The 24,490-nt window shown below is 41.2% G+C and carries 22 protein-coding genes and 1 tRNA gene; 5 read left to right on the top strand and 18 right to left on the bottom strand.

Annotated elements, in window-relative coordinates:
• Window positions 1-800: 800 nt before the first annotated feature.
• The 9 genes from BUB77_RS12345 to truA form a co-directional block, all read right to left on the bottom strand.
• Window positions 801-874: transfer RNA gene (locus tag BUB77_RS12345), tRNA-Met, on the bottom strand.
• 50 nt (window positions 875-924) lie between these two features.
• On the bottom strand, window positions 925-1,164 hold the full coding sequence (locus BUB77_RS12340) for a septum formation initiator family protein (protein ID WP_139241173.1): 240 nt from the start codon (window positions 1,162-1,164) through the stop codon (window positions 925-927).
• Between the two features lie 62 nt (window positions 1,165-1,226).
• A complete protein-coding gene (gene yabQ / locus BUB77_RS12335; protein ID WP_073276268.1) occupies window positions 1,227-1,727 on the bottom strand; it encodes a spore cortex biosynthesis protein YabQ in 501 nt (166 codons plus the stop codon).
• A 34-nt stretch (window positions 1,728-1,761) separates the two neighbouring features.
• Window positions 1,762-2,049, bottom strand: coding sequence for a sporulation protein YabP (yabP, locus tag BUB77_RS12330; protein ID WP_073276266.1), 288 nt, complete (start codon window positions 2,047-2,049; stop codon window positions 1,762-1,764).
• A 229-nt stretch (window positions 2,050-2,278) separates the two neighbouring features.
• Window positions 2,279-2,521 carry an RNA-binding S4 domain-containing protein gene (locus tag BUB77_RS12325; RefSeq protein ID WP_073276264.1) on the bottom strand — a complete coding sequence of 81 codons (243 nt, stop codon included), beginning with the start codon at window positions 2,519-2,521 and terminating at the stop codon, window positions 2,279-2,281.
• A gap of 171 nt (window positions 2,522-2,692) precedes the next feature.
• Window positions 2,693-2,968: an HU family DNA-binding protein gene (locus BUB77_RS12320; RefSeq protein WP_073276262.1), complete on the bottom strand. Its 276-nt coding sequence runs from the start codon at window positions 2,966-2,968 to the stop codon at window positions 2,693-2,695.
• Window positions 2,969-3,068: 100 nt separating this feature from the next.
• Window positions 3,069-3,800, bottom strand: a complete 732-nt coding sequence (mazG, locus tag BUB77_RS12315; protein WP_073276254.1) for a nucleoside triphosphate pyrophosphohydrolase — start codon at window positions 3,798-3,800, stop codon at window positions 3,069-3,071.
• Window positions 3,801-4,212: 412 nt separating this feature from the next.
• Window positions 4,213-4,761, bottom strand: a complete 549-nt coding sequence (spoVT, locus tag BUB77_RS12310) for a stage V sporulation protein T (RefSeq protein ID WP_073276252.1) — start codon at window positions 4,759-4,761, stop codon at window positions 4,213-4,215.
• A gap of 89 nt (window positions 4,762-4,850) precedes the next feature.
• Window positions 4,851-5,651 carry a tRNA pseudouridine(38-40) synthase TruA gene (gene truA / locus BUB77_RS12305; RefSeq protein WP_073276250.1) on the bottom strand — a complete coding sequence of 267 codons (801 nt, stop codon included), beginning with the start codon at window positions 5,649-5,651 and terminating at the stop codon, window positions 4,851-4,853.
• 117 nt (window positions 5,652-5,768) lie between these two features.
• Here truA and BUB77_RS12300 point away from each other — a divergent pair, with 117 nt between their 5' ends.
• Window positions 5,769-6,302, top strand: a complete 534-nt coding sequence (locus BUB77_RS12300; RefSeq protein ID WP_073276248.1) for a phosphatase PAP2 family protein — start codon at window positions 5,769-5,771, stop codon at window positions 6,300-6,302.
• Between the two features lie 82 nt (window positions 6,303-6,384).
• Here the strand turns inward: BUB77_RS12300 and BUB77_RS12295 are convergent, their stop codons facing one another.
• The 8 genes from BUB77_RS12295 to BUB77_RS12255 all read right to left on the bottom strand — a co-directional run bounded on the left by BUB77_RS12295 (window position 6,385) and on the right by BUB77_RS12255 (window position 17,446).
• On the bottom strand, window positions 6,385-7,497 hold the full coding sequence (locus BUB77_RS12295; protein WP_073276246.1) for a peptidylprolyl isomerase: 1,113 nt from the start codon (window positions 7,495-7,497) through the stop codon (window positions 6,385-6,387).
• Between the two features lie 108 nt (window positions 7,498-7,605).
• The gene (gene mfd / locus BUB77_RS12290; protein ID WP_073276244.1) at window positions 7,606-11,145 is read right to left on the bottom strand and encodes a transcription-repair coupling factor; all 3,540 of its coding nucleotides are present in this window, start codon (window positions 11,143-11,145) and stop codon (window positions 7,606-7,608) included.
• A gap of 12 nt (window positions 11,146-11,157) precedes the next feature.
• Window positions 11,158-11,721, bottom strand: a complete 564-nt coding sequence (gene pth, locus BUB77_RS12285) for an aminoacyl-tRNA hydrolase (protein WP_073276242.1) — start codon at window positions 11,719-11,721, stop codon at window positions 11,158-11,160.
• A gap of 347 nt (window positions 11,722-12,068) precedes the next feature.
• Window positions 12,069-13,091, bottom strand: coding sequence for a hypothetical protein (locus BUB77_RS12280; RefSeq protein ID WP_073276240.1), 1,023 nt, complete (start codon window positions 13,089-13,091; stop codon window positions 12,069-12,071).
• Between the two features lie 238 nt (window positions 13,092-13,329).
• Complete coding sequence (locus BUB77_RS12275) at window positions 13,330-14,196, bottom strand: transglutaminase domain-containing protein (RefSeq protein WP_073276238.1); 867 nt, start codon at window positions 14,194-14,196, stop codon at window positions 13,330-13,332.
• Between the two features lie 510 nt (window positions 14,197-14,706).
• Window positions 14,707-14,988, bottom strand: a complete 282-nt coding sequence (spoVG, locus tag BUB77_RS12265; RefSeq protein WP_073276234.1) for a septation regulator SpoVG — start codon at window positions 14,986-14,988, stop codon at window positions 14,707-14,709.
• Window positions 14,989-15,053: 65 nt separating this feature from the next.
• A complete protein-coding gene (gene glgD, locus BUB77_RS12260) occupies window positions 15,054-16,175 on the bottom strand; it encodes a glucose-1-phosphate adenylyltransferase subunit GlgD (RefSeq protein ID WP_073276232.1) in 1,122 nt (373 codons plus the stop codon).
• Window positions 16,172-17,446, bottom strand: coding sequence for a glucose-1-phosphate adenylyltransferase (locus BUB77_RS12255; protein WP_073276230.1), 1,275 nt, complete (start codon window positions 17,444-17,446; stop codon window positions 16,172-16,174). The genes glgD and BUB77_RS12255 overlap by 4 nt, the downstream gene beginning before the upstream one ends.
• Window positions 17,447-17,891: 445 nt before the next feature.
• Between BUB77_RS12255 and murC the strand changes: the two genes are divergently transcribed.
• The 4 genes from murC to BUB77_RS12235 all read left to right on the top strand — a co-directional run bounded on the left by murC (window position 17,892) and on the right by BUB77_RS12235 (window position 23,337).
• Window positions 17,892-19,295 (top strand): UDP-N-acetylmuramate--L-alanine ligase, encoded by a 1,404-nt coding sequence (murC, locus tag BUB77_RS12250; protein ID WP_073276228.1) that lies wholly within the window; start codon window positions 17,892-17,894, stop codon window positions 19,293-19,295.
• 290 nt (window positions 19,296-19,585) lie between these two features.
• Window positions 19,586-20,803: a DnaD domain protein gene (locus BUB77_RS12245; RefSeq protein WP_073276226.1), complete on the top strand. Its 1,218-nt coding sequence runs from the start codon at window positions 19,586-19,588 to the stop codon at window positions 20,801-20,803.
• Window positions 20,804-20,854: 51 nt separating this feature from the next.
• Window positions 20,855-21,841, top strand: coding sequence for an ATP-binding protein (locus BUB77_RS12240; RefSeq protein WP_073276224.1), 987 nt, complete (start codon window positions 20,855-20,857; stop codon window positions 21,839-21,841).
• A gap of 326 nt (window positions 21,842-22,167) precedes the next feature.
• Window positions 22,168-23,337 carry a ribose-phosphate pyrophosphokinase gene (locus BUB77_RS12235; RefSeq protein ID WP_073276222.1) on the top strand — a complete coding sequence of 390 codons (1,170 nt, stop codon included), beginning with the start codon at window positions 22,168-22,170 and terminating at the stop codon, window positions 23,335-23,337.
• A gap of 304 nt (window positions 23,338-23,641) precedes the next feature.
• On the opposite strand, the gene BUB77_RS12230 is transcribed toward BUB77_RS12235, so the two are convergent.
• Window positions 23,642-24,463 carry a MerR family transcriptional regulator gene (locus BUB77_RS12230; RefSeq protein WP_073276220.1) on the bottom strand — a complete coding sequence of 274 codons (822 nt, stop codon included), beginning with the start codon at window positions 24,461-24,463 and terminating at the stop codon, window positions 23,642-23,644.
• Window positions 24,464-24,490 lie beyond the last annotated feature (27 nt).

Below are 24,490 nucleotides of genomic sequence, written 5' to 3'. Positions count from 1 at the left end.
TGAAAGAATCGAATAGAGAGAGTTCAGTTTAATTAAGAAATTCAGATTAAGGTATGAAAGGCGATGGAATATTATTATCTTTAAGTTATGCGTGGTTAAAGGGAAGGTTTTCAAAAGGGGACGGCAGTTTACGCAAAATAGAAGGCATGAATGCTTCGATTCCAATGTATAAGAAGTCCTAATTCTCTGAAGCTTTTGTGCTGGACATATCATCAAACAGATAACTCGTGGGCTCAGACAATCTGTTTGATGATATAGCACAAAAGCTTCAGAGAAAAGGACTTCTAATACATTTCCATAGGCGCATTCATGCCTTCTATTTTGCGTAAACTGCCTGCGGATATATTGAAACGGGCATTTGTCGGGTTAATCAAATAATGAATATACTATGTGAAGGCTTAGATTAACTTATGACTCTCGAATTATTATTAAAGTACTTTAAGAAGAAAAAAGGATATAGCACTGGGTACCACGTGCCAATCCTTTTCAATTCTATTATATCCTGAGATAAAACTATATAAGCGGGTATAAATAAACCCCTTTGGGGGCACCATGCTGGTGTTTATTATACTGCTACGGTTAACAATGTCTATCTTCTTGGTATCTGATACCCAGTATGATTCTAGTAAAATAACAGGAACTACCGATTTTTTTCACTAACAAATTATTCTAATAGCATATATGAAGGCTTTAAAGTAAATGCTTTTCGGTATATCTAAAAAAAGAATCCGGAAATAATAAAAAACCATATTGCGTGATTATATTACCAATCAAACAATATGGTTCTTTCAATTTAATAATAGCGAAGGACGGATTTGAACCGCCGACACTGCGGGTATGAACCGCATGCTCTAGCCAACTGAGCTACTTCGCCAAAGCAACGAAGACAATTATAACTGCTGTCAGAAAGTTTGTCAAGCCCCATTATTCCTCTGATTTGAAAATAATTTCGTCCTTGTAAACTAATCCGAACTTCTCTCTGGCCATCTCCTCAATGAACTTTTTGGTCTGGACATAAGCTTTCTTTTCTTCAATATCTTCTGCTCTTTTTTTCTCATCTTTAATCTTGTCATTTAACTCTACTATTTTCTGATCTGCTTTGGCTTCTACCATATCCAGCCCCTGCTGTTTATATGTAACTATCCCGCATATGGAGAACACCATTAATGCCGTAAGAATCAGGCCTGTCCGCCTTTTTCTTTTCCGCCTGTTATACCCCTTCAAATTTAACCACCTTTTTCTTTATCAGATAGAGTTATTTTACTAGATTTATTATGCTTTTTCAATAATTTTCGTATATTTAACAAAATTTTTTTAAATAGTTTGAATACTCCATGAAAACCATGGCCCAAACCACGTCCAAGAAAAAGAAAGGGTTTTAAAATCAGGCGTATTACAGAAAGAATCCCCCCCTTTATCTTATTTAAAAATCCCGCTATCAACTCGACCAACGGGTCACTGATCAGGTTATGGTATAAAAGCATGCCGAGAAACATACCAAGAATGGCAAAGCCTCTGATAATACCGTTGTTCTGCTGATACATCATGCGAAATATCAGGACGCTTGAGACTGTCCAGTACAATAAGTCCTCTATACCAACCAGAATTGCCCCTCTGGGAAATATTCTTCTGATAATGCGGAATACATCATAAAATACCAGCAGATAAATGCCCCAGAGCACGCAGTTTCCGAAAAACGCAAGCTCTGTCAAAATCTCTTTATTCATCTAATCGCTCCTGCCTGCACACTTAATGTTCAGCTTATTTAAACAGCCTGGTAATGAAAGATTCTCCCGATTTCCCATAACCGTTTGAGTCAGAGTAGGTAAGACTGTCTATCCTTCCGTCCACATCCACCTCTCCTTTTTCCAAGGTCAGGCGGTTTACATGAAGCTCATTCCCCCTTATCATTAGGATACCCTGTTCCGTATCCAACAGTACTTCACCTGCATCAAAGCTTAAGACATCCTTTACACCGGTTATCATAGCCTGGTTTCTGGCATTTAAACTGACTTTATGCAGCTTCTGAATTCCCTGCTTCTCCTCCATTAAAAAAAGGCCTCCTCATATACTTTCTCTTAAGTATATTAGAAGACCCTGCATTTCATGCCCAAAATTACACAAGTTCCCATGTATGCTGCTTCTGTCAGGGATACCGTTTAATAATTAAAAATTTTAAAAAATGTACCGCATTTTTCAAGTCAAACCCATGTACTTCACAAGCTTGTCTTTGCTACTGCTTAATTAAAACTTTGAATAACACACCGCATTTTTCAAGCTAAACGATATACTCATATAATTCCTTAGCATCATCTTTTCTCACGGTTTCCTGTACATCCAATACCTTCACCTTTACTGACTTGCTGCCAAAGCCAATCTCTATGATGTCGCCTTCCTTGACAGCCGCGGAGGCCTTGGCGGACTTGCCGTTAATCAGGACACGTCCTGCATCACAGGCTTCATTTGCAACAGTTCTGCGCTTAATTAATCTTGATACCTTTAAAAATTTATCCAATCTCATAAAAACCTCTTTCCTGTGAAATGCATTCCGTCCCGTCATGCCATTTCACTTAGAAACTTATAGTCAAAAAAAGAAGCTGTATTAAAAATCTGTTCCTCCACTTTCAAGCATTTAACTTACCTTTCTGGTGAACACGATTCTTAACAACAGCTTCCTTCGGGTTAGATCTTCCTATTCGTTAATAACATCCTTTAAAGCTTTTCCTGCTTTGAACTTGGGAGCTTTAGATGCGGCAATTGTTATAGCCTCTTTTGTTTGAGGATTTCTTCCTGTTCTTTCAGGTCTTTCAGAAACTTCAAAAGTTCCGAAGCCAACTAACTGTACCTTCTCACCTTTTGTAAGTTCTTCTGTAACTACATCAATAAAAGCTTTTAATGCTTTCTCTGAATCCTTTTTGGATAATTCTGTTTTCTCTGCAATTGCTGCAACTAATTCGGCTTTGTTCATGGATTTAACTCCTCCTCTAAAGTAATTGATATTTTTAAAATAACCGTTAGGATTATTTTCATGTTCTTCAATGTCTATTTTCTGACATTGGTTATATCGTTTAAACTTGTGGCTTTTTCTCTGTAAGTCCTTCGATATCTACAAATCTATTTATAAACTTATTAGTGGCATTTGTCAAGGAATTTTCTGCATTTAACTGCAAAAATACAGACAAATTTACTATTTGAAACAGTAGGTTTTCAAATTTCTCCTCCAATTGCTCCTCATCTTCCATTTTCCACTGTTCTTTAAGGGTAAAAAGACTGTCCGAAAGGCTCTCGAATGTTCTTTCGACTTCCTCCGTTACATCCCCCTTCTGTCCGTTTTTTGCTGCCCTTTTAATGGCCTTTTCCGCCCTCATAAGTGCCGGCAGAGCTCTTGGAATATCCTGCAGGGTATCTGCTGTAGTTTTCTGCTTCTTTTCCTGTTTTTTTATCTCATCCCAGTTCTTAACTACCTGTCCTGCATCAATCGTTTCCTTTTCACCAAAGACATGGGGATGACGCCTTATCATTTTCTCACTTTCCCCTGTAATAATGTCTTCAATGGTAAATTCCCTGGTTTCCTCTGCGATAGCTGCATGGAGGGCAATCTGTAAGAGAACATCTCCAAGCTCCTCACAAAGGTTTTCCGTATTGCCCCTTCGAATGGCTTCAACGCTTTCATAAGCCTCTTCCAGCATATATTTATCCAGACTCTCATGGGTCTGCTTTCTATCCCATGGACAGCCCTTTTCACTGCGCAGATACCTGATAATGTCCATAAATTCATCAAAGGTGTATCTTTTATCCATTGTTTCCTCTTTCTTGCTTCTTATACGTATAGTTTATAAGCTGTGTTGTATCCTTTTCCTATTATACCCATATCAGGCCAATCTGTAAATCTTTAAATACCGAAGGATATAAAAAGGATGGCATTTAATATCCTGATGCCTTATAATGGCAGCAGAAAGCTTATAAATACATAGCGCAGGCTCGCCTGCTATAGCGCACAAGCAGAACATGAAAATAATTTCACTCTACATTTGGAAAGGCAGGAATGGCATTGGATATCAGAATAAGCAAAAGCACGGACATGAGCCTTACACTGATAATTTAAACAGCATATGCATGAAAAAGGAACTATAACAAATAAAATAGAGGGCCCTGCCTCTCCCGCTTTACAAACGTTTTGTTTGTTTAAAGCGAAGCGCAGCGCCCCATCCATTATTGTTCCATTTGCCTTCCCAAAAAATAAGATGCTGTACTTGCTAGCTTATTTTCAACATCTCCAAATTTAACCTTCGGGTCCTTTGTAAGCACTACCACCGACCCGATTGCATCACCTTCACTGATAATCGGCCAAATAACCTGATAAGTATACTCTGTATCATCATCAGCAACAATGTGTATAAAATTCTTATCTTCTTTGGAGGCTAAAATACTTTCTCTTTCTTCAATGGCACGCTCAAGCTCCGGTGTTATGGCTTTTGAAAGAAGCTCCCGCTTCATACTGCCGGCAGCTGCCACAAACTGGTCCTTATCAGATATGGCAATGACATGTCCAGTTGTCTGTGCAAGGGAATCTGCATACTGCTTGGCAAACTGACCCAATTCCCCTATGGGAGAATATTTTTTAAGAATAATTTCGCCTTCTCTGTCTGTGAAAATTTCAAGCGGATCTCCCTCTCTGATTCTTAACGTACGGCGGATTTCCTTTGGAACCACAACGCGTCCCAAGTCATCTATTCTTCTTACGATTCCTGTTGCTTTCATAATTTATTCCTCCATTTTGCATTCTATTCATAATGTGGTACTTATGGTTATTATTGTTTGTCAAAAGGAATAAATTATACATTGTTGGATTATTTTATCTTAAAATTGATTTCGACAGGAAACGTTACTTCTCTTAAATACAGACCTTCAGGCGGAGCCTTTATGCCGGCATTTTCCCTCCTTCTGCTGTCAAGAATGCGGTTTATGTCCTCCGCCTCCCATTTATGCTGTCCGACTTCTAAAAGCGTTCCGGCAATGATTCTTACCATGTTGTAGAGAAAGCCATTTCCGGTAATAAGCAGCTTTATCTGCTTTGATTCTCTCTGACAGCCCTTTACGGTAACAGGCTCTATGAGCAGCTTGTCAATTCTTCTTACGGTATCGTAATCCTCTCTCTTTTCAGAGGAAAAGGCCCTGAAATCATGGGTGCCCATAAGAAGCTCCGCTGCCTTTTCCATGGCGGGAATATCCGGCTCTTCCGGAATAGCATATACATATTTCCGCAAAAAAACCGAAGGCACTTCACCGATTTCAAAACGGTATTCATAAGTCTTTGCTGCGGCACTTTTTCTGCTGTGAAAATCCATGGGTACTTCACTAAGCTCTATAACCCTGATATCCTCCGGGAGAGCCTGATTGATGGCTGCAAGCATCTTTTGCGGAGCAATATTCTTATGGCATTTAAAATTGGCTGCCTGTCCTGTGGCATGTACTCCCTTATCCGTTCTGCCGGAGCCTGTTACTTTAATTTCTTCCTGCAGCACAAGAGAAATAGTTTCCTCCAATACAGACTGAACGGACCTTTTCCTGTCTTCCTCCTTAAGCCTCTGCCAGCCGGCATAGCCGCTTCCATCATAGGCCAGTATTAATTTTATATTCCGATTTCCCATAATTCCCTCTTTCTTATTATCCCGGTTGCAGTATAAATTATCCTTTGCTATCATATACATAAGTTAAATTTAAACTAAAATTTATAGTCCGGGATGGCAGTTTCTTATGAGGTTCTTATGATTGAAATAATTCAGCAGATAGATGATACTCTTCTTATCTTTGTTGCAAAGCATTTACATACTCCTTTTATGGATAGGTTAATGGTCTTCTTTACTTCCCTGGGGAATTCTTCTCTCCTTTGGATTGCCCTCACACTGGTACTTCTTGCTACAAAAAAAGGCCGCAGATGGGGCATCTTACTGACGGCTGCCCTTATTGCGGAATCCCTGCTGTGTGACGATATCTTAAAGCCCCTCTTTGCGAGAGAACGGCCCTTTACAAGACTTACCGGCTTCCGGGATCTGATAAAGGCTCCTGGGTCCTATTCCTTTCCTTCCGGCCATACAATGTCTTCTTTTACGGCGGCAACCATACTTTTTTGCAGAGAAAAGAGCAGCGGTATCTTCTTTTACGTCATCGCTGCCCTAATCGGTTTCTCACGGATATATCTTTTTGTCCATTACCCTTCGGATGTTCTTGGCGGAATCCTCTTAGGGATTCTTCTGGCACAAGTCATCGTAAGGGCTGCAAATAAAATCGATATTAGTTAATATATTCTTTTCTCATCTAAGTATAAAAAAGCCGGAATATATAGCATTTTTATACCTGGATGAGGTCTTAAGTTATTTAACCTTAAGGAGTGCTGGTGGGTGCTTTCTCCCCGCTCTCTCCTTCTTTTGCATTATCTGCCGCCTCATCCCTGAGAGTTAAGGCTGCCCATACCTTATCCTTGATTTCCACCTTATAATTCTCTGTCCACTTCCCATAAAGCTTCTTAAATAATTCATTTTGCCGTTCTTCTATAATTTGTTCCTTTTTCTCAAGAGTGGCATCCTTGTTAAAATCGCTGACACAATAAATAATGTGATAGCCGTACTTGCTCTCTACGACAGAGCTTAATCCTCCCTTTTTAAGAGCAAAGGCGGCGTTTTCGAATTCTTCTACCATTTCACCCTTTCCAAAGGTGTATTCCACGTTAGAATCCTCCGTATTCGCCTCTGCAAGCTTCTTAAAGTCTTCTGTCTTCTTTGCTTCCTTTAAGAGCTTAACAGCCCGGTTATAAGCAGTCTTCTTCTCTGCTTCGGTCATAGGCTCTTCCTTGCCTTCTTTTTCCGTGGTTGTTTTTATCAATATCTGGTCAACGGTTATCTGCTTTGCCTCATCATCGGTGACATCCGTATTTACATCCATGGTAACAGCGTCATAAACCTTCTGGTAGATAGTGTTTTCCCGGTAGAATTTACGTACAAGGTCTTCTGTAAGGCCATATTTGGCCTTGTCTTCCTCTGTAATCCCATCAAGGTAATTTCCTGCCTTTTCCTGTATGGCGGCTTCTTCTTCCTCCGAAAGGGAAATATGGTAGCTATCTGCCTTATCAAGTACAATCTTAGTCTGGGTTATAAGATTTAATATTTCTTCCTTGGCCTGGTCTTCAAAGGTGGTATTGTTTCCTACATTGTAGCTCCATATCTGGCTGCCGAAATAGGATTCATACTGGGCTTTCATCACCAGAATATATAGCATGGCCTCATTGTAATACACTTTATTATTTCCAACAGTTACTACCAGTTGCCCTCTGTTCTCTTTCGTTTCCTCCGTGCCACCGTAATCCTTTGCCTCCTGTACGGAGTCAGAAGGGTTCGTGTTTCCCTTTTGTTCCGAGGCTTTCTCCTTACAGCCGGTAAGACTGACTAACAAGGCTGATGCTACCAATAAACACCCTAATCTCTTTAATAAATTTTTCATTCAAAACTCCATTCTCTAACCTGGCCCCATGGCATTAATCATCTGCTTGTATCTGTAATAACTGGCTTTGAATCTTTAAAGCCCTTTCTATCTCTTCATTATAAGGGATTATACCGTTTCAAGCAATACCTTTACATCTTCTAAAAGCTTCTTTATCATTTCAAATACCGTTAAGGCATCCATTTTTCCCTTTCCCGGCACCTTTTTCATGGTATACAGGAAATAGGGGTTGGTCTCCGGCACCAGCTTAAGGCAGGACTCATGCTTCTTTATGAGCTCGGGAATCCTCTCAACGGACAGCTTTGCCTTCGGATACATTACCATCTTAATTTCATCCCCTTTGTAGATAAGGGAAGTAATATAAACACTGTGGCAAATGGACTTGATATGGGCAATGTTTAACAGGTTATTGACACTGGAGGGCATATCCCCAAAGCGGTCTACCAACTCTTCCTGCATATCGAGGAACTCTTCTTCCGTTTCAATATCTGCGATACGCTTGTAAACATCCAGCTTTTGAAATTCATTTTTAATATAGGTGGCCGGAATATAAGCATCCACATCCATATCCACCGTGGTTTCAAAGGTCTCTTCCTCTGAAATCTGCCCCTTCATTGCTTTTACGGCGTCATTCAGCATCTTGCAGTAAAGGTCATAGCCCACTGCTTCCATATGCCCGCTCTGCTGGGCTCCCAGAAGGTTTCCGGCACCTCTGATTTCCAGGTCCCTCATGGCTATCTTAAAGCCGGAGCCAAGCTCTGTGAATTCCTTAATTGCCTGAAGCCTTTTTTCAGCGATTTCCTTCAGCATCTTATCCCTGCGGTACATTAGAAAGGCAAAGGCCGTGCGGTTGCTTCTGCCGACTCTTCCCCTCAGCTGGTATAGCTGGGAAAGTCCCAGTCTGTCCGCATCATCTATAATCATAGTGTTTACATTGGATATATCAAGGCCTGTTTCAATAATGGTAGTGGACACCAGTACGTCGATTTCCCCATTAATGAAGCTGAACATAATACGCTCTAATTCTCTTTCGCTCATCTGGCCGTGGGCAAAGGATACATTGGCCTCCGGCACCAGATTCGCAATCTTAGCCGCCACTTCGTCAATTCCGTTAACCCGGTTATAGACATAATAGACCTGTCCGTCCCTGGCCAGCTCCCTGTGGATCGCCTCACGGATAATCTCCTCATTATGCTCCAATACAAAGGTCTGGATGGGCATCCTGTCTACCGGGGGCTCATTTAGTACACTCATATCACGGATGCCAATCAAGCTCATGTGAAGGGTCCTCGGAATGGGGGTGGCCGTTAAGGTCAATACATCCACATCCCCTTTTATCTGCTTGATTTTTTCCTTATGGGTTACTCCAAAGCGCTGCTCCTCATCCACGATCAACAGCCCCAGATTTTTAAACTGGATGTCCTTTGACAATACCCTGTGAGTTCCGATAAGGATGTCCAGATTTCCCTTTTTAGCCCGTTCTATAACTGACTTTTGCTGGGCAGGCGTCTTAAAGCGGGAGAGCATGTCAATGCTTACCGGAAAATCCATCATTCTCTGGACAAAGGTATTATAATGCTGCTGGGCAAGGATGGTCGTGGGAACTAATACCACCACCTGCCTACCGTCTGCAACAGCCTTAAAGGCTGCCCTTATGGCAATCTCGGTCTTTCCGTACCCGACATCCCCACAGACAAGCCTATCCATGATTTTATTGCTTTCCATGTCCTTTTTGGTATCCTCGATGGCTCTTAGCTGGTCATCCGTCTCCTCATAGGGGAACATTTCCTCAAATTCGTTCTGCCATACCGTATCGGTGCTAAAGGCATAGCCTTCTTTTTGCTGCCTGGTTGCATAAAGCTCCACCAGCTCCTTCGCAATCTCTTTTACCGCGCTCTTTACCTTTGTCTTGGTATTCTTCCATTCAACGGAATTCAGCTTGTTAAGCTTGTGCTTTCCTGCATCCGCTCCGGCATATTTTTGTATGACATCCAGGCCCGTAGCCAGAATATAGAGTACACCGCCTCCGCCGTACTCAATCTTGATGTAATCCTTTATAACCTTATCAACCTCTATTTTTTCAATACCTCTGTATATACCAAGTCCATGATTTTCATGAACCACATAATCTCCGATATTAAGGTCTGCAAAGCTTTGAATCTTATTGCCGTCATATTCCCGGATTTTCTTCTTTTTCTTCTTTTCCGCTCCAAAGATGTCACTTTCGGAAATAACCACAAGATTAATAAGGGGGTATTCAAAACCCTTGTGAAGGTTTCCCCCTGCTACCATTATTTCACCCTTTTGGATGACTCTGTCCAAGTCCTCGCTGTAGAAGGCATTCAGTTCATGCTCTCTTAAATCCTCTGACAGGCGCCTTGCCCTGGTTCTTGAGGGAGAAAGCAGCAGTACCCGGTAACCGCTCTTCTTCCACTTCAGCAAATCCTGTACAAGGATGTCAAAATTATTGTTATATGGATTGACAGAACGGACTGTCATATCCCATTTATTCTTAACTGCAAAATTGGACAATCTTGTGTCCATGGTACTTAGAAGCAGCAGGCTCTTTTGGCTTAAGCCGGCTAAAAGCTCCTTGTAGCCATACACGGCATCACTTTGTCCGGGAAGAATATAGCCCTTTTCAATTCTTCCTATCATGCCTTCCCTGAATTCTGTCTCGACTGCTTCCCCTCTCTCCTGCACCCTGCCCGGCTCGTCTAAGAAAATCAAAGAGTCCTCTCGGGTGAAATATTCAAAGAAGGATACGGTTTCCTCATAAAAGTAACGGATATAGCTGTCAATTCCGACAGAGCCCTGAAAGCTCTCAATATTTTCCTTGAATTCATCAATGATGCTTTGGATTCGGAAGGCTTCCTCCGTCTTTCTTTGTTCCCTTAATTTCTGGACATAGGATTTCTTCTCTTCCTCCAGCTTTTTCAGTCCTGCTGCCAGCCGCTCATCACTCAGCACGATTTCTGCTGCCGAAAAAACGGTAAGCTCCTCATGGCGTTCTATGGAACGCTGGCTTTCCACATCAAAGGAGCGGATAGAGTCGATTTCATCTCCCCAGAACTCGATACGGTAAGGACATTCCTCTGCGGGAGGAAAGATATCAAGGATTCCACCTCTTACAGCAAATTCTCCCGGTCCCTCCACCTGCGCTCCTCTTTCATAGCCAAGATGGATTAAGGAAGATTGAAGCTTTGACAGATCACAGGCTTCCCCTTCCTTTAAACGGATGATATTTTTTTGGAGAAAATGAAGGGGCAGTATCCTGTCCATTCCTCCGTCAATGGTCGTTACCACCGTAACCGGCTCTTTGCTCAAAAGCTTTTTTAAGATCTTAAGTCTTTCCCTGACAATGGCATTGCCGTGAATGTCCGCGCTGTAAAAGATAATATCCTTGCCGGGGTAATAGAAGACATTCTTATCATAAAGCTTATAATCCTCACAGATTTCCTTTGCCTTTAAATCATTATAGGTAATGATCAGCTTCTGGGAATATTCCTCTCCCAGACCGTATATAAGGTGGCATTTCTGGGAATCAATACAGCCGGTTATCTGAACCGGTGTATTTTTAAGCTTCAAACTATCCTTTATTTCATTAAATTCTTTCAGTTCCCTCAGCGGATTAATAAAGGTTTTCAAGAAGGTGCCTCCTTATTTTCTGTTATATTGGTTCATGGCCTGCTCCATTCCCTCTGTCAGAATGGTCTTAACCGCCTCCGAGGTCGTCCCCAGAGCTTCTCTGATAACCGGCTGCTCCTCTTTTGGGAATCTTGAGAGTACATAGTCTGCCAGATCCCAGCCGGCCGGCTTATCTCCCACACCTACCCTTATCCTTGGGAATTCTTCTGTCCCTAAATGGGCAATAATACTCTTTATCCCGTTATGCCCTCCGGCGCTTCCCTTGGTACGGATACGAAGCTTTCCAGGCTCCAGGCTGATATCATCATAAATAATGATGATATCCTTTGCCTCTGCTTTGTAAAAGTCCTTTAACTCCCTTACACTTTCTCCGCTTAGGTTCATATAGGTCTGGGGCTGGGCTAAAATCACCTTTTCCCCAGCTATCATTCCTTTTCCGCACAGTGCCTTATGTTTTTTAAAATCCAGAGGAATCCGGTAATCATCTGAGATTCTTGTAATTGCATCAAATCCGATGTTATGCCTGGTGGCTTCGTATTCTCTGGTTGGATTTCCTAGTCCTACTATAATGTACATGTCAGCCTCTTATATTCATATTTTTTCGCATACAACAATAGAACGCATCTTTCGATCCGCCCTGATATAAAGGTAACTGCTTACCGCTTATGTTGGCTTGCAGCTATAATTACTATTATTGTATATATGGATTTATTATATACGAAGGTGAGAGTAATGGCAAGGGTAGAATTGATGAACAGTTGGAGCAAGTAGCAATAGGGTGAAATTCATAGAATTTCACCCTGTGTATTTCCAGCCCAATGGCTTTGTTTTTATTTATCTTATTTTAGTCTGGATAAAATATAGAAATTGATTATCATCCAATCTGAGTCCGGGGTGTGGCCAAAAGCCTGGGCTCTCCCATCTTAGGACTGTTCATCCACAATTATTCCCTTTATATCATCCATTGTCAAATTATCCTTTAGAGCCTGTTTCTTAATTTCACGCATTACCTTATCCTGTTTCTGGGCTATAGAATTCAGCGAATCATCATCTGACTTGGAATTGTCACCCGTCTTGGCGTTTTCTTCCGTCTTCTTCTCAGACTGTGTTCCATCATCCTTTTTGTCTTCATCTGTTTTGGTCTGATCTTCTAATTTCTTATCTGTTTTTTCAACTGCCTCATTAAGAAGCATGCCAACAACTTCCTTCGCGGTATCTTTTAGTATATCCTCCGCTTCCTTTTTGGCATCCAGAACCGGATGGGACTTCAGGCGTGATAAACCAATAGCCTCTACCGTTTGATTTATACTTTCTATTTGCTTATTGGCATCTTCCACTTTTTTGTTATAGAAGGATTCCATTTTGTTACTTTCTATTATTTCCTTTTGGTAGTCTGTAAGAGGATTCAGATCCTTCAGTCTCTCCTGATCCTTATCAGTCAATAACCCAGGATTATCTTTTGCCTTAATAAGGAGTTTCAAATCCTTCAGCCTGCCCTTCTCTGCGTCCGTCAATGCATCCGGATTCGTTTCAGCCTTGCTTAGGATGTCCATATCCTTTTGTTCCTGGGAATCGTCAGAAACACCATAACCCTCCTGTATACCCTTTTTCATATCCTGAACGGACTTTATTTTATCCTTATACTCATTGATGCTTGTTCTAAGGGCATCCTGCTGGTCTTTTAAATTCTGGACATTGTTGTCTATATTGAGTTCACTTGTAAAGGCATCAAGGATTTTTTTTATGGCCTGCTTCTGTCCTAATGCCTTCTTGTTTGCAATGAGATCCTGATTTACATTCAGATCACCGGCAAAGATTGTTTTTCTTCTGGTTTCTTTTTTGTGGCCGGTCTTTTCATTTTCTGCTTTTTGATTTTGTACCTCTTCTCTTTGCGCACGGTTCGTTACATTGTTCGTACTATAAACTTGTGATGCTCCCACCTTCATATTGACCTCTTTCTGAATATTCAATCCAGGATTGGATATTCGTTCATACGTAATTGAAAATTTGTAATCCGAAACTGCAAATTATTTTCGTAATTAAATTATGATACGGGTGCCATAAGTCAATATCCTGTTTATCGATTAATTTAGGCCACCCAAATCAATATAATATATAAATAATATCGGAGCTATTAGCAAAAACTTTATAATCTTAACAAATTTGTAAGAAGTTGCCTATTTCTTATTTCCACTGATAAGACTTTTTCGCCATTGCATATTCCCCGTAAAATTCAGCCGTATTGAATTCCGCATCTCTGATATGTCCTTCAAAATCCTTGTCTGATTTTAAGAAATATTCATAGAGCAGAAGATTCTTCTTACTCCTGGTCAAGGGATCATCCCAGGTACAGTCTATGTTATACCACATGCCGTTAAACTTTACGATGTCCCAGCCATGGCTGTCACCGTTTCCTGATCCGGTGATAATCCGGCAGGGAATGCCTGCTTCCATGAACATCTTATAGGCAATGCTCATATATCCCTGGCAGGTGGAGCTTTTTCCGATAAGGTTATCATAGGCGGAATAATTTTTTGCTTTCGTGTCATAGGAGGCGTTATTTATGATATAGTCATGTATTTTCTTTATTTTTTCAAAATCGCTCAGTTTCTCTATCTGCCACTTTTTAAAAAGGTGCTTTATAGTCTCATCAACCAGCTTTGTTTCTTCATAATCTTCATTGTATTTAAATTCATAGGTTACCGTAAGCTTACTTCCTATTCCCACAATATGGGCATATATACTGTTTACTTTATATTTCAGATAATCGTAATCATCCGAGGTACTTTTATCATCAATGGCATATACCTGATCAATTACATCTTCGGTAAACCACTCCATACTATCCACATTGCCTTTATAGGTCAGAACCTTCTTTTCATCTCCATTCAGCATGGCTTCCCTTACCTGCAGGATAAAATCTCCGTTATCCTGTTTCTCACTTAAAACTCCCATACTTACATTACGGCTGATGTGATACCGAAAATTGACCCCAAATAACACAAATGCAATAATACCGACCCATAGTAATGTTTTGGTTATTTTCTGCATAGAATGGCTCCTTTCCCTGCTATCTATGATAAGCCGCCAGGTTTCCTGAATCCTGAAATCTTCGGGTTGTTCTTCCATATATAGTAAACCCACTTATATTATACAGCATATAGCTAATCCTGTGCAATAACTTTCCTTCTGTAAGGCACGGCAAACGCATGAAACCAGTTAATGGAAAGGTACGAGAACCAGGAGATTGGTTTGGACTTCGCTGTTCGAGAACCTTTATTCCACTAAAACTGCAAAAAACGCAGCTGACAGTCAAAACAGCTCCAAACTCGCTACGCTCAAACAATGGCGCTGTTTTTCCTAGCTGTGTTTCTTGCAGCTTAAGTGGAATAAAGAACCTCTCAATGCAAACTTCAAACCAATCCCCTGGTCCTCTGGTATCCATCATTTGGTTTCTTGCGTTTGCCGTGTTCTGCAAGGTCTTTAAAAGGGGCTGCTGCAAGAGATATAAGATTCTCCTGCGGCACCCCCTTTCTATGGAGCGAAGATAATTTCATCTTTTTAAGCTTCTATCTTCTCATCATATTCCTCTACTGCTACTTCATAGCTTTCAAGTATTATCTTCTGTATTTTATCCCTCGTTTCCGAATTAATGGGATGTGCAATGTCACGGTATTCTCCGTCCCCTGCCTTTCTGCTGGGCATTGCAATAAACAAGCCTTTTTCCCCTTCAATAACTTTAATATCGTGTACGACAAATTCGTTATCCATCGTAATGGATACTACAGCTTTCATTTTCCCTTCCTTACTCACTTTACGTACACGAACATCTGTAATTTGCATTTTGTATAGCCCCCTTTAAATTCTTGTCTGTTTTTTTATGCGAAAAGGAATATTCCCTTTTGCTTTCACATGAGATATCTTTCGTTTCTTTCAATTACTATCTTTACATTGTCTGTATCCCCTACGTAAGTGGAATTGGACCGGATGGTATCACGGCTTTCCACAATACAGTTTTCTATATAGGTATTATCTCCGATATGGACATCATTGAGAATAATGGAATTTTTGACCGTGCAGTTATTCCCAATGTAGACCTTTTTAAATATCACGGAATTTTCAATTCTTCCATTCACAATACAGCCGCTTGAGATGATGCTGTTTCTGACCAGGGAACCCTGATTATATTTTGCCGGAGGCAAATCATCAATTTTGGAATATACATCCGGATACTGTTTAAAGAAGTAATCCCTGACCCCTTTATCCAAAAAGTCCATATTTGTTTTGTAATAGGCTTCTACGGATGCAATATTGCTCCAGTAGGTTTCTATCGGATATGTATAGATTTTCTTTACATTCTTGTAGCGGATAACAATATCCTTGACAAAATCATACCGGTCTTCCTCTGCCGACCTTTCAAGAAGCTCTATTAAAAGCCTCCTTCTGATAACATAGACTCCGATGGATACCTTCTTATCTGCACTCTTTAAAGGCTTTTCTTCAAAGTCCGTAATTCTGTTATCTGCATCTGTCTTTATGACACCGAAACGGCTGGTATCATCCTCCTCGTCAAGTTCCTTGCATACTACGGTAATATCCGCTTTTTTATCTATATGGTATTCTAAGACCTTATTGTAATCCAGCTTATAGACGCCGTCTCCGGAAGCAATGATAACATAAGGCTCGTGGCTGCTTTTTAAATAGTTTATGTTCTGATACATGGTATCGGCAGTACCCCGGTACCAAAAACTGTTGTCTACTGTAATCGTTGGTGTGAATACAAAGAGTCCTCCCTGCTTTCTGCCAAAGTCCCACCATTTGGAGGAATTTAAGTGCTCATTCAAGGATTTCGCATTATACTGGGTAAAAACAGCAACCTTTTGTACGTGAGAATTGCTCATATTGCTTAAAACAAAATCAATGCTGCGGTAGCTGCCTGCTATGGGCATGGCAGCAATTGCCCTCTTATGGGATAACTCTCTCATTTTATTGTTATTTCCCCCTGCCAAAACAATGCCTAATGCTCTCATAGCCTCTCACCTGCCTTTATCAATATCTCTCCGCTTGCAAGGTAACCATTCGGATAATCGGAGGGCGCGGTGACTCCTCGTATAGCCGTATTCTTACCGACTCTGACGCCGGGGGGTATAACTGTTCCTTCCCCTATTGTAACCAGTCCGAATGAGTAGATTGAGGGCTCCGCATTATTGGGAATTTCTTCGCCGACACCAAGCTCCGTTCCCTTGCCTATTGTCGCACTTTCCGCTACGATACCCTTGTAAATCTTTACTCCTTCTTCCACCACAGTAGATTTCATAATAATAGAATCCCTGACAACGGCACCTTGTCCGATGTAAACACCGGAACCGATAACAGAATTATGGACCTCTCCATAAACCTCGGCGCCTTCTCCGATAATTGCCTTGTCAATGACAGCTGCTTCCCCGATGAACTGGGGACGTATAATGTCACTCTTGGTATATATCTTCCAGAATTCTTCATACAAATTAAACACGGGAACCAGATCGATCAGCTCCATATTGGCTTCCCAGTAAGCCCCCAGAGTTCCTACATCCTTCCAATAGCCATTGTATTCATAGGCAAATATCCTGTCCCCTTTCTTGTGACAGTAGGGAATAACATGCTTTCCGAAGTCACAGCCTTTTTGCTCCGAAAGGGTGATGAGAGCTTCTTTCAGAATCGGCCAGCTGAATATGTATATTCCCATAGAGGCCAGGTTGCTCCTTGGTTCTTTGGGCTTTTCTTCAAATTCCGTAATCTGCCTTTCATCATCCGTGATTGCAACGCCGAAACGGCTGGCTTCTTCCCAGGGAACCGGTATGGTAGCCAGGGTGACATCTGCATTCTTTTGCTTATGAAAATCAAGCATTGCCTCATAATCCATCTTATAAATATGGTCTCCGCCAAGTATCAGGACATAATCCGGATTATAATATTCCATATATTCCATGTTCTGGTATATCGCATTGGCCGTACCTGTATACCATTCACTGTAGGTACTTTTCTCATAAGGCGGCAGGATGGAAACACCTCCGATATTTCTATCCAGGTCCCAGGGAATTCCTATCCCTATATGAGTATTTAAACGAAGGGGTTGGTATTGGGTCAGTACCCCGACAGTATCGACACCTGAGTTGATACAGTTACTTAGCGGAAAGTCGATAATTCTGTACTTCCCGCCAAATGTTACCGCGGGCTTTGCAATGTTTGAGGTTAAAACTCCAAGTCTTGAACCTTGTCCTCCTGCCAGAAGCATTGCTATCATTTCTTTCTTTATCATGCAATCACCTCTCGTTGTTTAATTTGACATTATTATACCATTCATTTACAGGTTTGTGAATAAATTTTACAAATATTTTATTAGAATATATATTTTTTATAGCATTTTATCTAATGTATTGTTTTATATTTCCAATTATGGTATTTTATATAACCATTTTACACAATATATGCCTGCTTTATTAAGATTTTAACAGGACCGCGGTACACTATTCCTGTAGGCTGCAGCTCCTTTTATGCCCCCGCAGGGAAAATAATCCGCCATAAACTTCTGCCCTGACCCAAGTTCCCTATCCCCGGGCAGATTCATATTATGAGTGTATGCGAAAAAAGGATTTGTTTTTTCAGGGGAATTGATTATAATTACAAATAGGTAAATACTATCACCTAGTTATATTTGCAATTCTGTTTCAGAAAAAGCAATCACAGAGAATAGGAAGTGTCTTATGTATAACATTAATTTTAACGTCCCCATTAAAGTACATTTTATAGGCATTGGCGGTATCAGCATGAGCGGTTTGGCAGAGCTTTTACATACCATGCATTTCACAGTTACAGGCTCTGACGCAAAAATGAGTACCACCACCGACCATCTGGAAGAACTCGGCATTACAGTATTCTATGGTCAACGCCCTTCAAATATTACCTCCGATACAAACCTGGTCGTATATACCACGGCTGTAAAAGAGGATAATCCGGAGCTTATGGAGGCCAGAAGGCTGGAAATACCTGTTATTGACAGGGCAGAGCTTTTAGGTCAGGTAATGAAACGGTATTCCGATGCCATCGCCGTATCCGGCACCCATGGAAAGACCACCACCACCTCCATGATATCCCAGATACTGCTGGAAGCCGGATTGGACCCTACCGTATCCGTAGGCGGAATCCTTGACAGCATCGGAGGTAATATCCGAATCGGAAGCTCCGATCATTTTGTTGTGGAAGCCTGTGAATATACCAACAGCTTTTTAAAATTCAGTCCGACTACAGGTGTTATTTTAAATATTGAGCCGGAACATCTGGACTTTTTTAAGGATATTGATGATATCAGAAGCTCTTTTAAGAAATTTACAGAGCTGCTCCCGGAAAACGGTCTTTTAATCCTGAACAGTGATATCAGCGATATTTCCTATTTTACAAAGGGGCTTGCCTGTCCTTTTATCACTTACAGCATAACCAGTGAGACCTCCTCCGCAGAGGGTGCTTTGCATCATTATTATGCCGGTAACATTCATTATGATGAACAGGGCTTTGGCAGGTACAGCCTCTATGAAGACGGGGAATTCCTTACAGATGTCAGCCTTAATGTCGTAGGAAGCCACAACATTTCCAATTCCCTGCCGGCTATTGCCCTGGCCAGAAGCTATCAGATACCAATGTCAGTGGTAGCAGATTCTCTTACCCGCTTTACAGGCACCAAGAGACGTTTTGAGAAAAAGGGAACGATTTCAGGGGTTACCATTGTCGATGATTATGCCCACCATCCCAGTGAAGTAAAGGCTACTCTGGAGGCTGCCAAGAACTATCCCCACAGCCGCATCTGGTGTGTATTCCAGCCCCATACCTACAGCAGGACCCGCTCCTTTCTAAATGATTTTGCAGAAAGCCTTTCTCTGGCTGATAAGATTGTATTAACGGATATCTATGCCGCAAGAGAGAAGGACCCGGGAGACATTTCCTCCAAGGATCTGGAGGCTGCCTTAAAGAAAAAAGGGAAGGATGTTATCCATATTAAGAACTTTGATGATATTCAAAATTATTTATTAGAAAATTGTACGAACGGTGACTTGTTGATAACTATGGGTGCCGGAGACGTTGTAACCATTGGAAATGACCTTTTAGGACTATAGTTATCCACATTATCCACAACCTTATCAACAATTTTGCTGTGATAAGGCTGTGGATTTTTTTTATCTCTTAAATACTTTGCTAACCTGCCTTAAATAAATTCCGAACCTTTGTATATTACAGCTTCTTTGCTGATTTTACATTATTTTACATATTATTTTGGTAGTTTATCCACATTATTCACACTATCCACATTTTTTTTCACAATCGGCTTCTTAAAATTTAGCCTATTTTCAAGTACTTTAGACTATGATACAATAGTTTTACAAAGGAAATGAGAGGTTAATTAAAAATGAGTACAATACTGTTAAATTCCAGCCGTGAACGGGGTGTGACCCTTGTGCCCAACCGCTTTATCGATGAATATATGCCCGTTGCCAGCGGTTCCTACGTGAAGGTATATCTTTACCTGCTTCGCTGTATGAACAGCTCTGCCGATGTTGGAATTACCATATCGTCCATAGCCGACCATCTGGATGAGACGGAAAAAGATATTATTCGTGCTCTGTGCTATTGGGAAAAGGTTAGCCTGATTACCTTGGAAAAAAATGAAAAACAGGAAATCGCATCCATCACCGTTGAAGAGCCGGACTGCAAGTCTTCCGGCAGCGATGCTGCAAATATGAGCTATAACAGCGGCAGTTACGAGACTCCCTATGAAAGCGGCAGGAATACCAATCTTCCGGACAGGAAGGAACAGATTGAGGAAACACCTCAGTCCTCCTATGAAGAGCTGGCCTCTTCCAAAGTTACGGAAAGCCCCAAGCCCCACCAGTTTGAAAAGCCCACTTACTCCGAAGCACAAATAAAACAGCTTACGGAAAATGACGAAGTGAAATGGCTCTTAAATATCATTGAGATTTACCTGGACCGCCTGATCAAGCCCATGGATATGCAATTAATCCTGTATTTATATGAAAGCCTTGGGTTCTCCAATGAGCTTATTATGTACCTGTATGAATACTGCATTTCCAAAAATAAGAAAAATCCTTCCTATATCGAAGCCGTAGCCCTTTCCTGGGCAGAGGAAGGAATCGATACCGTTGAAAAAGCGGAAGCAAGGACTGCCCTTTATAACAGCAATTACAATGCCATCAATAAAGCTTTTGGTTTAAACCGTTCCCCCGGTCAGATTGAAAAGCAATACATAGAGAAATGGCTGAATAAATTCGGCTTTTCCATTGATATCATCACCGAAGCTTGCAACCGCACCATCCTTCTTACCCAGAAGCCGGATTTTAAATATGCGGATAAGATATTGGAGAACTGGAATAAAAAGGGTGTTAAGGAACTGGCACAGATCAGTAAGCTGGATGAAGAGCATGTAAAGGATTCTGCGGCAAAAGCAGCAAATGCGGCAAATGCCAGCACCGCAGGCAAGGAGTATCAAAAGCCCCAGCAGCCCCGTCCCTCTTCCCAGAACCGCTTTAATGCTTTCCCCCAGCGTTCCTATACGGAAGCCGATTATTCTTCCATGGAACAAAAGCTATTGCAGAAAAAAATGAATTAGCGTATTCGAATCTGCCATTTGAATTTACGCCTTTAAAGGAGATTTTACCCTATGGCTCTTAAAAATTATCAATACAATAAAATCTTAAGGGATTATGATAACAGACAGCTTGAGGCCAAGCATGAGCTTGATATCCGTATGGAGGATGCCTATGGGAAAATACCTGCCCTGAGAGAAATCGACGATGAGATTGTGACCTGTGCCATCGAAAGTGCCAGGGAAATGCTGACCGGCAATGAGGATGCACTGGATACCCTGAAGAAAGTAGCAAGGGGAGCGGAAAAGAGAAGGGCTGCTCTCCTAAGGCAAAACGGCTATCCGGAGGACTTTTTAAAGCTCCGCTACCAATGCCCTGACTGTAAGGATACCGGCTATGTGGGCAATGAAAAATGCCATTGCTTTAAACAGGCTATTGTTGATATTGTCTACTCCCAGTCCAATATGAAGGATGCCATCAACCGGGAAAACTTTAGTACCTTTTCGCTTGATTATTATGATGAGACCTATGTTGAGCCTTCCTTAAATATGACTCCCAGAGAGAATATTATCCGGGTAGTGAAGGAATGCAGGCGCTACATTGACAGCTTTGATACCACCAAGGGAAATATTCTTCTATATGGAAATACCGGTGTCGGCAAGACCTTCCTGGCCAACTGCATTGCAAAGGAGCTTCTGGATAAGGCTTTTACCGTTATCTACTTAACCGCCTTCCAGCTCTTTGATATCCTGGAGAAGAACAAATTCGGCAGGGGCGAGGATAACTTCGAGTCCCAGAGCCAGTTTGAGTATATTCTGGACTGTGACCTGCTTATTATCGATGACTTAGGCACAGAGCTTAATAATTCCTTTGTAAATGTGCAGCTGTATCTTTGCATTAACGAAAGGCTGCTCAGGAACAAATCCACCATAATCTCCACCAACCTGTCCCTTGACAATATCAACAGCCTGTACAGCGAACGAGTATTCTCAAGAATTGCCAGCAACTTTTCCCTGTTAAAAGTTGTAGGTGAGGATATTCGACTAAAAAAACTCTTTTAACGGTTAAAATCTTTATTTGGTGGTCAAATTCTTTGTTTAGCGGTTAAAATCTATATTTAGCGGCTAAATTCTTTATTTAGCCTTGACTAACCTTCATGATAATGGTATAACGTTAATGGACATTTTCGTGAATTTTCAGCTGCTTTATTTTTGCCGGGCTGGGCATAGGAACATAACATATGAAATGCATATGAGAGTGCTGAATAACTCGAAATTCTACGAATTTCTGGGGTTTACTGTATAGTAACATATTTTCTATCTATCCTAAACAACGGGGTTTAAGATACTCTTATCAACTCCCTAAAATTAATTGGAGGTCAAACGAAATGCCGCAGCAAGAAAAAATACTAGAAACAATTCCCGTCGGTACCTTGGGGATGATTGCTTTGGAAAGCAGTAAATCTCTCGGTCAAAAGGTAAATGACTACATTGTAGACTGGCGTAAAGCGAGAGAAAGTGAGCACACTTCCACCATTGCTTTTGCAGGATATCAGCGTGATTCCTACCTTATTGATGCTCACTGCCCAAGATTTGGTACCGGTGAAGCAAAGGGTGTCATCAAAGAATCCGTTCGTGGTTCCGACCTTTACCTGCTTCTGGACGTTTGTAACTACAGTTTAACTTACACGGTATGCGGACATACCAATCATATGTCACCCGATGACCACTATCAGGATTTAAAGAGAATTATTGCGGCAGTAGGCGGAAAGGCAAGAAGAATTACCGTTATTATGCCTTTTCTTTATGAAAGCAGACAGCATAGAAGAAGCTCCAGAGAATCCCTTGACTGCGCTCTGGCTTTACAGGAACTGACCAATATGGGAGTGGAGAGCATTATTACCTTTGATGCCCATGACCCCCGTGTGCAAAATGCCATTCCTTTAAAGAGCTTTGAAACCGTTCAGCCTACTTACCAGTTCATCAAGGCCCTTGTGAACCATGTTCCGGACCTGAAGATAAGCTGTGATAACATGATGGTAATCAGCCCCGATGAAGGCGGTATGAACCGTGCTATCTATTTCGCCAACGTACTCGGTGTAGACCTGGGCATGTTCTATAAACGCCGTGATTACACCACCGTCGTGAACGGCCGTAATCCCATTGTTGCCCATGAATTCTTAGGCTCCGATATCGAAGGCAAGGATATGCTTATCATTGACGATATGATTTCCTCCGGTGAGAGCATGATTGATGTGGCAAAGGAATTAAAGAGAAGAAAGGCCGGCAGAATCTTTGTTGCCTCCACCTTCGGATTATTTACCAACGGACTTTCCAAATTTGATGAAGCTTATGAGCAGGGCTTAATCTACAGAGTACTTACCACCAACCTGGTTTACCAGACAGAGGAGCTGTTATCAAAGCCTTACTATATCAATGTAGATATGAGTAAATACATCGCTCTTTTAATTGATACCTTAAACCATGATTCTTCTATCAGTAAGCTTTTAAGTCCTACAGAAAGAATCCAGAACATTCTGGCTAAGGTTAAGAAATAAGTTTTTAAGGTGATTTTTTTAAACTAAGTTTTAGGATAAGTTAAAAATTTTTATAAAATAATTTTTTTTGACAAAAACCGTTATGTTTCTTCATTTAACTACCGATATAATAGTTATACAAAAGATAGTAAGATAAACAACAAATGATAAAATTGACAAAAGATAAAGGGTAAGCATCCATCCTGTGGCTGCTTACCCTTATTTTTTTCATTCTAACCGCAACGCCTTCCAGGCACGCCGTAAGATTGGGCCGAGGATTTCCCAGGCATTTGTGTGAAAATTGCTTTTTTTAATTTTTTGACTATTACGGAAGTTTTTTCTTTTCTACTGGAATCTGAAGTTCCGTAATATAATCCTCTTGACTTTCCGAATCCCATTCTCCCTTCAGGTAAAGTTCCCTTTGGGGACCTGCTATTTCATAGCCCTTCTCTTCTATCCAGGCAGAAAGTGCCTCATAGGCATGGCTCAATGCGCTGTATGGCCCCTTATGGACCACACAGGCAGCCTGTACAGGCTCTAAATACCTGACATTTACCCGGTCACTTCCCTTCAGCTCTCCTGTTATACCTTCCAGCACCTCAGCATCTACTGCATTCAGAAGCTCTTTACTGTCATAATAGATTACCATACAGGGCGGCACCATCTTCCCGTGGTTTTTATTAATATAGTCTCCCAATTCCTCCCACAAAGGTCCCTGTGCCGTATATTCAGGAATGAGGTCCCTGAGTCCCGCCACCTTTATGTTATCTGTTTTCTTTAAAAGAACATCATATTCCATTGCTTTGCCCTCCTGATTCAGATAACTCATATAGTCCTTAAGACTGTTAAGCCGTTCTTCTTCCCTGCTTATGGCATCCTGTACTTCCGTCTGCTTTAAGCAAAGAAGCTCCATCAAGGCATCCTTACCCGTATTTCCCTTTATAATAAGAGTAATTTCCTCCAGGGAAAAGCCCATCTCCTTTAACCGGAGAATACGGCTAAGAAGCGGCATCTGCTCTGCCGAATAGTAACGGTACCCTGTCAGTTCATCCGTCTTTACGGGCTTAATAAGGTTCATGGCATCATAATGTCTTAAGGTACTTATGGTTATTCTGTTTAATTTTGCAAATTCACCGATTTTAAACATGCTTACACCCTTTGCGAAATAAATAGC

It is taken from the genome of Anaerocolumna jejuensis DSM 15929, assembly GCF_900142215.1.
Classification (GTDB): Bacteria; Bacillota; Clostridia; order Lachnospirales; family Lachnospiraceae; genus Anaerocolumna; species Anaerocolumna jejuensis.
Note: the sequence above shows the minus strand (reverse complement) of the source record. Positions and strands in the feature narration are given on the sequence as shown.

Excerpts from the sequence above, each read along its gene's own strand:
- BUB77_RS12245 (WP_073276226.1), top strand. The coding sequence starts at position 19,586 with ATGAGTACAATACTGTTAAATTCCAGCCGTGAACGGGGTGTGACCCTT.
- BUB77_RS12300 (WP_073276248.1), top strand. The coding sequence starts at position 5,769 with ATGATTGAAATAATTCAGCAGATAGATGATACTCTTCTTATCTTTGTT.
- yabP (WP_073276266.1), bottom strand. The coding sequence starts at position 2,049 with ATGGAGGAGAAGCAGGGAATTCAGAAGCTGCATAAAGTCAGTTTAAAT.
- BUB77_RS12275 (WP_073276238.1), bottom strand. The coding sequence starts at position 14,196 with ATGCAGAAAATAACCAAAACATTACTATGGGTCGGTATTATTGCATTT.
- BUB77_RS12240 (WP_073276224.1), top strand. The coding sequence starts at position 20,855 with ATGGCTCTTAAAAATTATCAATACAATAAAATCTTAAGGGATTATGAT.
- mazG (WP_073276254.1), bottom strand. The coding sequence starts at position 3,800 with ATGGATAAAAGATACACCTTTGATGAATTTATGGACATTATCAGGTAT.
- BUB77_RS12280 (WP_073276240.1), bottom strand. The coding sequence starts at position 13,091 with ATGAAGGTGGGAGCATCACAAGTTTATAGTACGAACAATGTAACGAAC.
- spoVT (WP_073276252.1), bottom strand. The coding sequence starts at position 4,761 with ATGAAAGCAACAGGAATCGTAAGAAGAATAGATGACTTGGGACGCGTT.
- BUB77_RS12295 (WP_073276246.1), bottom strand. The coding sequence starts at position 7,497 with ATGAAAAATTTATTAAAGAGATTAGGGTGTTTATTGGTAGCATCAGCC.
- BUB77_RS12340 (WP_139241173.1), bottom strand. The coding sequence starts at position 1,164 with ATGGTGTTCTCCATATGCGGGATAGTTACATATAAACAGCAGGGGCTG.
- pth (WP_073276242.1), bottom strand. The coding sequence starts at position 11,721 with ATGTACATTATAGTAGGACTAGGAAATCCAACCAGAGAATACGAAGCC.
- glgD (WP_073276232.1), bottom strand. The coding sequence starts at position 16,175 with ATGAGAGCATTAGGCATTGTTTTGGCAGGGGGAAATAACAATAAAATG.
- truA (WP_073276250.1), bottom strand. The coding sequence starts at position 5,651 with ATGGGAAATCGGAATATAAAATTAATACTGGCCTATGATGGAAGCGGC.
- murC (WP_073276228.1), top strand. The coding sequence starts at position 17,892 with ATGTATAACATTAATTTTAACGTCCCCATTAAAGTACATTTTATAGGC.
- yabQ (WP_073276268.1), bottom strand. The coding sequence starts at position 1,727 with ATGAATAAAGAGATTTTGACAGAGCTTGCGTTTTTCGGAAACTGCGTG.
- BUB77_RS12325 (WP_073276264.1), bottom strand. The coding sequence starts at position 2,521 with ATGAGATTGGATAAATTTTTAAAGGTATCAAGATTAATTAAGCGCAGA.
- BUB77_RS12320 (WP_073276262.1), bottom strand. The coding sequence starts at position 2,968 with ATGAACAAAGCCGAATTAGTTGCAGCAATTGCAGAGAAAACAGAATTA.
- BUB77_RS12235 (WP_073276222.1), top strand. The coding sequence starts at position 22,168 with ATGCCGCAGCAAGAAAAAATACTAGAAACAATTCCCGTCGGTACCTTG.
- BUB77_RS12230 (WP_073276220.1), bottom strand. The coding sequence starts at position 24,463 with ATGTTTAAAATCGGTGAATTTGCAAAATTAAACAGAATAACCATAAGT.
- spoVG (WP_073276234.1), bottom strand. The coding sequence starts at position 14,988 with ATGCAAATTACAGATGTTCGTGTACGTAAAGTGAGTAAGGAAGGGAAA.
- BUB77_RS12255 (WP_073276230.1), bottom strand. The coding sequence starts at position 17,446 with ATGATAAAGAAAGAAATGATAGCAATGCTTCTGGCAGGAGGACAAGGT.